We start from the raw sequence: 12048 nt of genomic DNA, 5'->3' as shown, positions 1-12048 counted from the left end.
TTACTCCTTGTTGTTGGACGGTTGTGTTCTTCGATGAACGCTTGTTATTTGATTGTAGGCGTTGGAGCTCATTCAGCCACGCGCGACTCGGCGGTGGAGACCAACGTGCCGATTTCGTCGCCCACCAGAGCACGGGTCACGTTGCCTGCGCCTTCGAGACCGAAGACTCGGATGAGCTTGCGGTTGTCGCGGGCCATTGACAGTGCGGAGGCATCCATGACGGCGAGGTTGTCGACCAGAGCGCGGTTATAGCTCAGGGTCACGAAGCGCTTGGCATTCGGGTCCTTGCGCGGGTCGGCGGTGTAGACACCGTCTACGCCGTTCTTGCCCATCAGCACTTCATCACAGTGGATTTCCAGCGAACGCTGGACGGAAACCGTATCGGTGGAGAAGTACGGCATGCCGGCACCTGCGCCGAAGATGACCACGCGGCCCTTTTCGAGGTGGCGGATGGCCTTGAGCGGAATGTATGGTTCAGCGACCTGGCCCATGGTGATGGCGGTCTGCACGCGGGTGGACTGGCCTTCCTGCTCAAGGAAATCCTGCAGCGCGAGGCAGTTCATCACCGTGCCGAGCATGCCCATGTAATCACCACGGGAACGGTCGATGCCGGCCTGCTGCAGTTCGGCACCGCGGAAGAAGTTGCCGCCGCCGACCACAATGGCGACCTGCACGCCCTGCTGGACGGCCGGGACGATTTCCTCGGCGATGCGGCGAATCACATGGGTGTCGATACCGACCTTACCGCCGCCAAACGCTTCACCGGACAGCTTGAGCAGAACCCTGCGCGGCTTATCGCTTTCAGTCATTTATGACTACCTTTCCTTGAATCCACGAAAAGTACCTGAAAAATATCCGTAGATAAGGGTATCGGCTTACAACGACACCCTGTGCAACGACACCCGCGCAATAAAAAACGTCATCCAAAGACCTTGCCTTGGATGACGTTTTCCATCAATGCGTCAGGAGCATCGGATGAGCGTTAACTCACTCCTCTTCGCCCTTGCCGACCTCGATGCGGGCGAAGGCAGTGGCCTTGCCGCCCACTTCCTCGAACAGCTTGCCGACGGTCTTGGACGGATCCTTGACGAACGGCTGCTCGAGCAGCACGACTTCCTTGAAGAAGGCATTGAGACGGCCTTCGACGATCTTCGGGATGATCTTCTCCGGCTTGCCCTCAGCCTGGGACTTCTCCGTGGCCACGCGACGCTCGGACTCGACCACATCGGCCGGGACATCCTCGCGGGTCAGCCACTTGGCACCCATGGCGGAGATCTGCAGAGCGGCTTCGTGAGCCACGGCGGCGCCAGCCTTGTCGGTGGCGATCATGGCGACGATGCTCGGCGGCATCTCAGCGGACTTCTTGTGAGCGTAGATCTCGACGTGCTCGCCGGAGATCTTGGCGAACTGACCGACCTTGACGTGCTCGCCGAACAGAGCGGCGGCCTCTTCGATGGCGACCTTCACAGTGGAGTCGCCGGCCTTGGCGGCTTCCAGCTCTTCGGCGTTGTTGGCCTCAGCGGCGACGGCGTAGCCGAGCACCTCGTCAGCGAACTCGACGAACTTCGGGGTCTTGGCCACGAAGTCGGTTTCGGAGTTCAGCTCGACGGCGTAACCGGTCTCACCATTGGCACCCTCGACAACCTTGGACGCGATGGTGCCTTCCTGAGCCTTGCGGCCTTCACGCTTGCCGGCTGCGGCGATGCCCTTGGCGCGAATGATTTCCTTGGCGCGGGCCACGTCGCCTTCGGCTTCGGTCAGGGCCTTCTTGACGTCGAGCATGCCGGCGCCGGTGTCCTCGCGAACCTGCTTGATCAGTGCGGCGGTAATTGCTGCCATTGATTTTCTCCTTTAAGAAGATGTTGCTTACCCAAAACGGATGGGAAGCGCTTGTTCAGGCACTTCCCATCGTAGAGCATCACTCAGCCTTCGGGGCCTCGGCGGTTTCAGCTTCGGCGGCAGCCGGAGCAGCCTCGGCAGGAGCCTCGTTGGTCAGGAGCTCCTTCTCCCAAGCGGCCATCGGCTGCTCGGAGTCAGCGGCCTTGGCAGCCTGGCCGGAACGCTCCAGCAGGCCCTCGGCGACAGCGTCAGCCATCAGGCTGGTGAGCAGTTCGATGCCACGGATGGCGTCATCGTTGGCCGGGATCGGGTAGTCGACAACGTCGGGATCGGCGTTGGTGTCGACGATGGCCACAACCGGGATGCCCAGCTTGTGAGCTTCCTCGACAGCCAGGGATTCCTTGGTGATGTCGACGACGAACATAGCGGACGGGGTGCGGTTCATGTTGCGGATACCACCGAGCTGCTTGTTCAGCTTGTCCTTCTCGCGCTCGAGCAGGAGCAGTTCCTTCTTGGTCAGGCCGGAACCGTGCACGTCGGTGAAGTCCATCTCCTCAAGTTCCTTGAGGCGGTTCACGCGCTTGGAAACGGTCTGGAAGTTGGTCAGCATACCGCCGAGCCAACGCTCGGAAACGTACGGCATGTTCACGCGGGTGGCCTGGGCGGCGATGGCTTCCTGGGCCTGCTTCTTGGTGCCGACGAAGAGCACGGTGCCGTTGTGGGCAACGGTGGTCTTGATGAAGTCGTACGCCTTGTCGATCATGTCGAGCGACTTGAACAGGTTGATGATATGGATGCCGTTGCGCTGGGTGAGGATGAACTGCTTCATCTTCGGGTTCCAACGACGGGTCTGGTGGCCGAAGTGCAGGCCTGCCTTCAGCATTTCGCTCATAGTGATTTGAGCCATGGTATTACTACCTTTCATTGTCGGTTCTTGCCTGGCCATGCGCACCTGCGTGCAGCAGCTCCCCCGTTGCTTCCGGGCTTGCAGCCGACCGACACAGGCCGTCGCGAGCATGACGCGAATTTGTTGTGTGCCGGTAGACAATATTGAGTGGCTCCGAACACCTGCGACTGCGTTCATTGCCGGGGTGGCACACAAGTTTCGAGGATATCACAGCGTCTAAACCAAAGCCTCTCCTCGCTGTGCGATGGAGAGGCTTTGGCCCGGATGCGAGAGTTGAATCGACGGATGGATCACTTGGTCGAGCGGTTGCGCATGTAGCGCAGGGCCTCACGGCGTTCCTCTTTTTCAAGTCGATCAAGGTAGACGTGTCCATCCAGATGGTCACATTCGTGCTGCAGCATGCGGCCCATAAGACCGTGACCTTCCAATATGACTTCCCTGCCATCGAGATCGATGCCACGTACGCGGGCGTAATCGGCCCTGCGCGTCTTGTACCACAGTCCCGGCACCGACAGGCAGCCTTCGTCACCGTACTGTTCGCCGGAAGTCTCCTCAATCACCGGGTTGAGGATATAGCCGATCTTGCCGTCTATGTTGTACGAGAATGCACGCAGACTCACACCGATCTGATTGGCGGACAAGCCTGCACGGCCGGGATCGTTCACTGTCTCGAGCAGGTCTTCCACCAGTCGACGCACCGCAGGAGTGATCTCCTTGATTTCATCGCATGGTGTGCGCAGCACGGGATCGGGCACGACTCGAATTTCGCGGATGGCCACTGGTATTACTCCTCGTTCTTCTCATCAACGCTGGCGGAATCGTCCCCGGATTCGGCGGCAGATTCTTCCTGCTCGGATTCGGCCTTCGTCTTCTTGATTTTCTCCTGCACGCTAGCAAGCGAATCAGACACACTGGTCTTTACCTGTTCGGAAGCCTGCTTAACCTGCTCCGACGCCTGCTTGACCTGTTCGGAAGCTTTCTTAACCGTCTCGGACGTGCTGTCGATAATCTTGGCGGTGGCGGGAAGCGGTTTGTTCGACGGTTTTGGTGCGTAGAGATCCTCTTCGATGATGGAGGCATAACGCTGCAGCACCTTGGGGCGCACCACCTTCATGCTCGGCGTCAACGTGCCGCGATCCTGGCTGAATTCCTCGTCGAGCACGACGAACTTACGCACGGATTCGGCTCGGGACACGTTGGCGTTGGCCTGATCGATGTACTGCTGGATGAACGCGCGAACCGCGTCGTTGTCCTTGGCCTCGGCGAGAGTCATGTCGGCGTCCAGGCCTTGTCCCGACAGCCAGGAACGAAGCATATCGGGGTCGAGTTCAATCAGCGCGGAGACGAACGGCTTGCCATCGCCCACCACCACTGCATGAGCGACGATTGGACAGGTGTCGATGATGTCTTCCATCGGGGCCGGGCTGATGTTCTTGCCGCCCGCGGTGATGATGATGTCCTTCTTGCGACCGGTGATGAAAGTGAACCCGCGGTCATCGATACGGCCCAGATCGCCGGTCTTGATCCAGCCGTCGGCAGTCATGGCCTCGGCGGTGAGTTCAGGCTGCTTGTAGTAGCCAAGGAACACATTCGGACCTGTGAGCTCGATTTCGTCGTCCTCCCCCAAGCGCACGCCCATGCCAGGGCCAGGCTTGCCTACGGAACCAACCTCGTTGTCGTCCTCCCAATTGACGAGCATCGGAGCCGCGGTTTCGGTCATGCCATAGCCTTGGATGAAGGTAATATCATCCATGCCGTTGAAGAAATGGGCCAGATCCACGTTGAGCGGAGCGCCGCCACAGGCAAGCCACTTCAGGTTCGGGCCAAGCGCGGAACGAATCGACTTGCCGACGGTGGCCATGAAGAAGGAGTGACGCATGCGCTCAATCAACGAATGGCCGCGTCCGGCCTGCTCGTCCTTGCTCCACTTGACAAAATGCTTCACCGATTGGGCGAAGATGTAGCCTTGGATGCCGGCGCCTGCCTTCTGGGAGGCGGCGTTGTAGACCTTCTCGAATACGCGCGGTACGCCAAGCAAGTACGTGGGCTTAAAACTACGGATGTCCGCCAGCAGATGCTTGGCATTGGGGATGTACCCCACCACGCCGCAACCACCGATGCACACGTATTGGATGTAGCGTGCGAAGCAATGAGCCAGCGGCAGGAACAGGAGCAGACGATTATCCTGATACAGCATGCCGTTCAGAATCTCATAACCGTTGAGCACGATATGCGTGTAGTTGCGGTTGGAAAGCATGGCGCCCTTGGGCTTGCCGGTGGACCCGGAGGTATAGACCACGGTGAGCAGGTCATCCGCCTTGATCCTAGCGATGGCGGCGTCCAAGGCCTCATCGCTGATGCCGCGACCAAAATCAGCCACCGCGTCGAGACCGTCCGCCTTGAAGTTGAAGACGTACTTCATGCCCGGATGATTCACACGAATCTGCTCAAGCGTCTGGGCACGTTGGAAATCACCGGCGAAGGCGATCGCGGGATCGACCTCCTCGATGATGCCCGCGGTCTGCTTGGCAGAGTCGGTTTCATACACGGGTACGACCACGGCGCCGATGGCGGCACATGCGAAGTCGGCGACCCCCCATTCATAGCAGGTGGGCGAATAGATCAGCACCATGGTGCCGGCCTTGACGCCAAGTCCCATAAGGCCCTTCGCCACTTCGCGCACGCGGGCAAGCATCTCATCAGCAGTCACGCTATGCCACTGGTGGGTCTCATCATCCTGCCATTCGGCAATGGTGTCGTTCGGGGTACGTGCCGCTCGCTTGGCCAATAGCGAAAAGACCGTATCCTCATCGGTGGTGACGTACCTAGGTTCTTCAACATGTTCACGCATACGCTCCACTATAGGCGAAGCGTCATATCACAACGCCGCACGCATCGCCTATGCGTGAAGTCCTATATGCGCCGAATCAGTCTGAATCAACCCAGATCGGCGAAAACACACATCCAGCGGGACCCGATATATCGCATCTTCAAGTTGACGCGGAGGTTTTCTCGCCCGATGGTCATCAGCACCGTCATCTCCATGGTTTTATCGCTGGTGATCATGCCGTCAATCAGATTGGGCACGGTGGGAAGATAGCAGAACTTCGCTTTGATGTCAGGGTGCGTGACCATATGAATGTCAAGCAGATATTGCATGGTCTGCAACCGTTCCAGGCAGGGAGCGGTCAAGGCTCGTTGCAGGCGGTCGACGCTCAGCTTGCCGCGGATGGCATCCGCGCAATTGCATGCGATTCGGCATGCCGCCATCGCCATGGTGTGGCACTCCTGCGCGTTGAGTCCGCTTGGGAACAACGGTTGAATATGGTAACGGACCGGACGATCCGAAAGCTCCACGGTTATAAAACCGTCGAAACTCGGCAATGGCGTACGACGGTTGTGAAAATAGCCAAAATAGTCCATGGCAAATCACCTATGATCCCCTTCTTGGCACAGCCTCCCTTGGCTGCATCCATTACCAAGCCCACCACGAAAACCGAAGAAAATCAAAACGGCTCAGCTATGCGTATAAAAACGCCCGCGAAAACAGACAAATCATAGGAATTCGTCGAATTTCGCGGGCGTATCCGATAGCGGTAATGATGCGAATCACATTGCTATCGCAGTGTTCGTTCAGCGAGCAGAATAGGGGTTGACCACCATGCCGCAGCGTTGGAAGTTCTTCACATCAACATAACCGGTGGAGGCCATGGCGCGTTTCAGCGCGCCGATGAAATTGGTCTTGCCGTCCGCCTGGTGGCTGGGTCCGAACAGAATCTGCTCAAGCGGCGACACAGTGCCGACCGTGGTGCGGTAGCCGCGAGGCAGTGTTTGATGACGGGCTTCGGAGCCCCAGTGCGTGCCCTTGCCGGGAGCTTCAGTGGCACGTGCCAGCGGAGCCCCGAGCATCACCGCGTCGGCTCCCAGAGCAAGAGCCTTGACGAAGCTGCCGGAATCGCCCATGCCACCGTCGGCAATCACCTGCACGTAACGGCCGCCGGATTCATCCATGTAGTCACGGCGAGCTTCGGCCACATCCGCGATAGCGGTGGCCATCGGAGCCTGAACGCCCAGGGTCTGACGGGTGGCGGAAACCGCGCCACCGCCGAAACCGACCAGCACGCCGGCCGCACCGGTACGCATCAGGTGCAAGGCGGCGGTGTAGTTGGCGGCACCGCCGACAATCACCGGCACGTCAAGGTCGTAGATGAACTTCTTCAGATTCAATGGCTCGTGCGAGGAGGAGACGTGCTCGGCGGAAACCACAGTTCCACGAATCACGAATAGGTCCACACCGGCATCGACCACGGTGGAGTAGAACTGCTGGGTGCGCTGCGGTGACAGGGCGCCGGCCACGGTCACGCCTGCCGCGCGAATCTCATGCAGCCGCTGGGTGATAAGCTCCGGCTTGACCGGCTCGGCATAAATCTGCTGAATGCGGGAAGTGGCTTCCTCTGCAGGCAACTGGGAAATCTCATCCAACAAAGGCGTCGGATCCTCGTAACGGGTCCACAAGCCTTCCAAATCAAGCACTCCCAGCGCACCCATCTTGCCCATCTGAATGGCGGTGGCGGGGCTGGTGACCGAATCCATGGGAGCGCCAATCACCGGCACGTCGAACTCATAGGCGTCGATTTGCCAAGAGGTGGAGACATCCTCGGGGTCACGAGTACGACGAGAAGGAACGATGGCTACATCATCGAGCGCATAGCCGAGATGGCCTTTTTTACCCAAACCGATTTCAATTTCCTGAGACATGGTCTCCAGAGTATTGCCCGGGACGGACGCCCCCAACCGCGTGTCCATATTCTCGAATGACGGATTGCCTCGTTACAAACTTGCGATATGACTAAAGCATTCCGCGAAAAACAATCAGGAGGAAGCATGGCCAAAATCAAGGTCGAAGGCACCGTCGTCGAACTAGACGGCGACGAAATGACCCGCGTGATCTGGAAGGACATCAAGGATAGGCTGATTCTGCCATATCTTGACGTGAATCTCGACTACTACGACCTGGGAATCCAGCATCGCGACGAAACCGACGATCAGGTGACCATCGACGCGGCACACGCCATCCAGAAGCATCACGTGGGCGTCAAATGCGCGACCATCACGCCTGACGAGGCCCGAGTCAAGGAATTCGGCCTGAAGAAGATGTGGAAGTCCCCCAACGGCACCATCCGCAATATTCTGGGTGGCACAATCTTCCGCGAGCCTATTGTGATGAGCAACGTGCCCCGTCTGGTGCCAGGCTGGACCAAGCCGATCGTGGTGGCCCGCCACGCCTTCGGCGATCAATACAAGGCCACCGATTTCAAGGTCCCGGGCGCCGGCCAGCTGACCGTGACCTTCACCCCGGACGATGGTTCCGAGCCCATCCAGCACGTGGTGTACAACTACGGCCCGGACGGCGGCGTGGCACAGGTACAGTACAACGTAAACGATTCGATTCGCGGATTCGCCCGTGCATGCTTCAACTACGGACTGATGCGTCATTATCCGGTGTATCTGTCCACCAAGAACACGATTCTGAAGGCATATGACGGCCAGTTCAAGGATATTTTCGCCGAAGTGTTCGAAACCGAATACAAGGATAAGTTCGCCGCTGAAGGTCTGACGTATGAGCACCGACTCATCGACGACATGGTGGCCAGCTCGCTCAAATGGCATGGCGGCTACATCTGGGCCTGCAAGAACTACGACGGCGACGTGCAGTCCGATTCCGTGGCGCAAGGTTTCGGCTCGTTGGGTCTGATGACTTCCGTGCTGATGACTCCGGATGGTCAGACCGTCGAGGCCGAGGCTGCCCACGGCACGGTGACCCGCCACTACCGCCGTTGGCTCAAGGGCGAGAAGACCTCTACCAATCCGATCGCCTCCATCTTCGCTTGGACGGGTGGTCTCAAGCATCGCGCCGACCTGGATGGCACTCCCGAAGTGCGCCACTTCGCCGAGACATTGGAAAAGGTCATCATCGACACCGTCGAAGGCGGACAGATGACCAAGGATCTCGCCATGCTGATTGGCCCCGATGAGCCGTGGCTCGACACCGAGGGCTTCATGAACGCGTTGGATGAAAATCTGCAAAAGGCCTTGGCCTGATTACCTCGTCATCATCAGGTTCCGCCCTGATTTATCCCGGATATATGCCGTTGCCGTGCATGTATCCGGGATTTTTCATAACCTGTCTACTACAATCATGGCACAGTGTGTTGTATACCGATCTCTTCAAGGGGGTTCCGTTCGCTTATGGGGTTCGCACACCGCTCTGCCACCGTCATCACTGCCATTGCCGTTGCCTGCGCCATGGCATTGTCTTTGACCGCGTGCGCTTCCGACACCGACAAGCAGTCAGAGACGGATTCCTCGAAAACCACACTGACTTCCTCCTCCGTAGGAGCGGCGGCGATTTTCACGCCTTCCGACGGCATTACGCTCAACCAACAGACGCCGTTGAACAAATGGGCCAAACTCACGCCCGAACTGACCGGCGCATTGGTTGATTATGGGTTCAAGAAAAAGAACATCACCCACACCACATCTGACTCCCTCGATAAACAAAGCCGTGCGATTCAGGATTTCGTGGTCGATCATCTCTCCGGGAAAGCCAGTTCCGATGATTCCGGAATCGCACTCACCCCAGATAATATGACGCTACTCGTAGCCCCCGTGGTCAAGGCCGATGAGTCGACCAGACAATATGGAGACTATGTCAGCCAGGAGCTCAGCACCGAAGACGACACGAGTGAGGGCTCGGCGAATGCGGATTCGGATGACAGCGCGAATTCCGCCGATTCATCAGATGAGGATGATTCCAACGACTCCTCCTCCGCAACTCAGGCGCAAGCGGTGCAGCGGCTGGTCTCTTCGCTCAAACTCGCCCAAGAATCCGGCATGCATGTGGTATTGATGGCCAACAGCATCGAGGGATACAAGCCAGACGCCTTTGTGCAATTCTCCGACGCCCGAACGATTGGGCATCTGCAAGCGGAAAAACTGGCCGTCAAACTCGAGCTCGACAAAGCCAGTAAGGACAATCCAAAGCATATCGAGGTCATGCTGCCGTATATTTCCGCCGACGAAAACGGAGCAAGCGTCGACGCCACTTTTGCCAAGGAGGCATTCCTCGGTATCTGGCAAGTGCTGGGCACGTATTATCAAAAAGGCGTGATCGTCAGCCCCTCCGGCACGCTTACCAGCAGTTCGACCGAAGATGATTGGATGAGCGTCGCCTACGATGTCAGCAAGGATGGAGCCACCGCACGAGTACTTGCCAAGCGATTGGAGAAACTCAGCAGTTCTGCAGCTCCGACCCGTATCGACGGCATCATCGCCATGAATGATTACATTGCCTCCGAAGTGGTCAAGGAACTCAATGATCTAGGCTATGACGGTTCCGCTGCGGACATCAATCCTCAAATCACCATTTCCGGAATCGTGGGCAATATCACTGGCAAGAAAGATCTCGCTCGCCAACAGGTTCCCGATCCGATCAAATCCCCGGAGAACGACGAATCCAATGGTTCGCAAAATGTCGACGGCTCAAACGATTCCACCGACACCAAGGTCAAGGATGCACAATGGCCGTTGGTCACCGGTTATGGCGCTTATATCTCCAGCATTCCTTCTGTGGTGAACGGCAAGCAGTGGATGACAGGCATCGAAAACCGCCAGACTCTGGCTACGGACCTTGCGGAAATGTGCGGGCGACTGAACACCGGCAAATCCATCAGTTCAATGGCTTCGGTTCGTGACACTGAAGTAGGCGGCATCAAGAAGATACCGACGTTGAATGAGCCGGTTGTGGCAGTGAGCGCCAGTAACCTCAAGGCCACATTGATTGATCCCGGCTATATCACCTTGGCTGACGCCGGCTTGTGAGTGTTGAGATTATCGGCTCACTCCTTAAGCACAATCTTGCGATTGGCTGCATAAGGCTCAGGATTGAGGTAATCGTCTGCTCCTCGTTTCAACCCCCAGTGCAGGCACTGCAATTCGCAATGATCTGAATCCCCCTCCACAATGCCGATGATGTCGCCTCTGCCGACGATGGAACCGGTATGCAAATCAGTAGTTGCGGGCTCGAACGTTGAAGTCACTCCCCCACGATGCCGAATACTCACCACATCCTTGCCGCCTACGCGGCCCATGAAACTGATTGTTCCAGCATCAGGAGCCGATATCGTCTCACCAGGGTCAACGGCAAGGTCAATGCCGCGATGCCCCGGAGCCCAAGGTGTAACAGGGCGATCAAAGGGCCGACTTACCTGCGCATTCGAAACAGGCCAATCAAATCGAGCTGAGCATGAGGAATCTACTTGCCGTTCCAACGCCGACAGATCAGTGAAGTCAGCCGGAATCAATGCGACAGTATCAGACGAAAGCCTCCGTATCGCCGCATCCCCACCACGAGCGGAAGCATCAATCTTCGAACCGGACAACAATAGTCCGATTAGCAACGCCAGCAATAGACCAAGAGCCGTTGCAGCCGCTACCACTGCATCGACCCACGTCCTGCGCTCTTCAGCTCGCCGGCGCTCCTGTTCACGCTGTCTCGCAGCACGTCGGGCAGATCGCCGCCGCCAATCAAACCAATACCCGTACATCATCACCAATCCCCTTTCCCAACACATATCGACACATGCGCATATGGCATGTATCGATGTCCGACCGTCCTCATCGCCGGTCTTCTTCCACCTTGAGACATAGTCACGTATGCTGTCCAGCTGAAATGGGGTATGTGGTTCGAGCTTGCCGAGTTATCCACATAAATAAAGCTGCTTGTATAAACTCAGTCCGTCGGCTGCGCTGGTCGCCAACCATGGCTGCAAGAATCAATCAATGATGTGATCTGGTTTCGTTCTGCGTTTCGATGCTTTGACGAGACGATTCGGCCGCTAAAAACCTCTGAAGAGAAGATTTTGGTATAACCCCTATACCCCAATTTATTGACTACCAGGGCCGTTCTGGCCGGGTGGAATCACTGCCCAATACAATGAAACCCCTTGAAAATCAAGGGGTTTCAAGTGGCTCCTGCGGCTGGGCTTGAACCAGCGACCGTCCGATTAACAGTCGGATGCTCTGCCAACTGAGCTACGCAGGAATATTCAATTATCAACCCAACTGCCGCCAGCTGAATCAACATCATGCCAACCGAACAACTCCGGTTGAATGAGCTCCTGCGGCTGGGCTTGAACCAGCGACCGTCCGATTAACAGTCGGATGCTCTGCCAACTGAGCTACGCAGGAATATTCAATTATCAACCCAACTGCCGCCAGCTGAATCAACATCATGCCAACCG

The 12048-nt window shown here is 57.4% G+C and carries 10 protein-coding genes and 2 tRNA genes; 2 read left to right on the top strand and 10 right to left on the bottom strand.

Going from position 1 to position 12048, the window contains the following annotated elements; translation table 11 throughout:
* Nucleotides 1-68: 68 nt before the first annotated feature.
* From pyrH to F7D08_RS05055, 7 genes are all read right to left on the bottom strand, one after another.
* The gene (gene pyrH, locus F7D08_RS05085) at nt 69-809 is read right to left on the bottom strand and encodes a UMP kinase (RefSeq protein WP_152209600.1); all 741 of its coding nucleotides are present in this window, start codon (nt 807-809) and stop codon (nt 69-71) included.
* Nucleotides 810-987: 178 nt separating this feature from the next.
* Complete coding sequence (tsf, locus tag F7D08_RS05080; RefSeq protein ID WP_152209599.1) at nt 988-1839, bottom strand: translation elongation factor Ts; 852 nt, start codon at nt 1837-1839, stop codon at nt 988-990.
* Between the two features lie 79 nt (nt 1840-1918).
* Nucleotides 1919-2746, bottom strand: a complete 828-nt coding sequence (gene rpsB / locus F7D08_RS05075) for a 30S ribosomal protein S2 (RefSeq protein ID WP_152209598.1) — start codon at nt 2744-2746, stop codon at nt 1919-1921.
* Nucleotides 2747-3036: 290 nt separating this feature from the next.
* Nucleotides 3037-3525 carry a peptide deformylase gene (gene def / locus F7D08_RS05070; protein WP_152209597.1) on the bottom strand — a complete coding sequence of 163 codons (489 nt, stop codon included), beginning with the start codon at nt 3523-3525 and terminating at the stop codon, nt 3037-3039.
* 5 nt (nt 3526-3530) lie between these two features.
* Nucleotides 3531-5597 (bottom strand): AMP-dependent synthetase/ligase, encoded by a 2067-nt coding sequence (locus tag F7D08_RS05065; RefSeq protein WP_152209596.1) that lies wholly within the window; start codon nt 5595-5597, stop codon nt 3531-3533.
* A gap of 86 nt (nt 5598-5683) precedes the next feature.
* Nucleotides 5684-6169, bottom strand: a complete 486-nt coding sequence (locus F7D08_RS05060) for a hypothetical protein (RefSeq protein ID WP_226803382.1) — start codon at nt 6167-6169, stop codon at nt 5684-5686.
* A gap of 210 nt (nt 6170-6379) precedes the next feature.
* The gene (locus F7D08_RS05055; protein WP_152209595.1) at nt 6380-7504 is read right to left on the bottom strand and encodes a GuaB3 family IMP dehydrogenase-related protein; all 1125 of its coding nucleotides are present in this window, start codon (nt 7502-7504) and stop codon (nt 6380-6382) included.
* A 126-nt stretch (nt 7505-7630) separates the two neighbouring features.
* Here F7D08_RS05055 and F7D08_RS05050 point away from each other — a divergent pair, with 126 nt between their 5' ends.
* Together F7D08_RS05050 and F7D08_RS05045 are read left to right on the top strand one after the other, a co-directional pair.
* Nucleotides 7631-8848, top strand: a complete 1218-nt coding sequence (locus F7D08_RS05050; RefSeq protein ID WP_152209733.1) for an NADP-dependent isocitrate dehydrogenase — start codon at nt 7631-7633, stop codon at nt 8846-8848.
* A gap of 147 nt (nt 8849-8995) precedes the next feature.
* Nucleotides 8996-10627 (top strand): substrate-binding domain-containing protein, encoded by a 1632-nt coding sequence (locus F7D08_RS05045; RefSeq protein ID WP_152209594.1) that lies wholly within the window; start codon nt 8996-8998, stop codon nt 10625-10627.
* 17 nt (nt 10628-10644) lie between these two features.
* On the opposite strand, the gene F7D08_RS05040 is transcribed toward F7D08_RS05045, so the two are convergent.
* The 3 genes from F7D08_RS05040 to F7D08_RS05030 form a co-directional block, all read right to left on the bottom strand.
* A complete protein-coding gene (locus tag F7D08_RS05040) occupies nt 10645-11355 on the bottom strand; it encodes a M23 family metallopeptidase (protein ID WP_226803381.1) in 711 nt (236 codons plus the stop codon).
* Nucleotides 11356-11773: 418 nt separating this feature from the next.
* Nucleotides 11774-11849 (bottom strand) — tRNA-Asn (locus tag F7D08_RS05035).
* 73 nt (nt 11850-11922) lie between these two features.
* Nucleotides 11923-11995 (bottom strand) — tRNA-Asn (locus tag F7D08_RS05030).
* Nucleotides 11996-12048: the final 53 nt, after the last annotated feature.

The organism is Bifidobacterium cebidarum (assembly GCF_009193305.1).
In the GTDB taxonomy this organism is placed as follows: domain Bacteria; phylum Actinomycetota; class Actinomycetes; order Actinomycetales; family Bifidobacteriaceae; genus Bifidobacterium; species Bifidobacterium cebidarum.
This window is presented reverse-complemented; position numbering and strand designations above follow the sequence as displayed.

Excerpts from the sequence above, each read along its gene's own strand:
- tsf (WP_152209599.1), bottom strand. The coding sequence starts at position 1,839 with ATGGCAGCAATTACCGCCGCACTGATCAAGCAGGTTCGCGAGGACACC.
- F7D08_RS05050 (WP_152209733.1), top strand. The coding sequence starts at position 7,631 with ATGGCCAAAATCAAGGTCGAAGGCACCGTCGTCGAACTAGACGGCGAC.
- F7D08_RS05060 (WP_226803382.1), bottom strand. The coding sequence starts at position 6,169 with ATGGACTATTTTGGCTATTTTCACAACCGTCGTACGCCATTGCCGAGT.
- F7D08_RS05055 (WP_152209595.1), bottom strand. The coding sequence starts at position 7,504 with ATGTCTCAGGAAATTGAAATCGGTTTGGGTAAAAAAGGCCATCTCGGC.
- rpsB (WP_152209598.1), bottom strand. The coding sequence starts at position 2,746 with ATGGCTCAAATCACTATGAGCGAAATGCTGAAGGCAGGCCTGCACTTC.
- pyrH (WP_152209600.1), bottom strand. The coding sequence starts at position 809 with ATGACTGAAAGCGATAAGCCGCGCAGGGTTCTGCTCAAGCTGTCCGGT.
- F7D08_RS05045 (WP_152209594.1), top strand. The coding sequence starts at position 8,996 with ATGGGGTTCGCACACCGCTCTGCCACCGTCATCACTGCCATTGCCGTT.
- F7D08_RS05040 (WP_226803381.1), bottom strand. The coding sequence starts at position 11,355 with ATGATGTACGGGTATTGGTTTGATTGGCGGCGGCGATCTGCCCGACGT.
- F7D08_RS05065 (WP_152209596.1), bottom strand. The coding sequence starts at position 5,597 with ATGCGTGAACATGTTGAAGAACCTAGGTACGTCACCACCGATGAGGAT.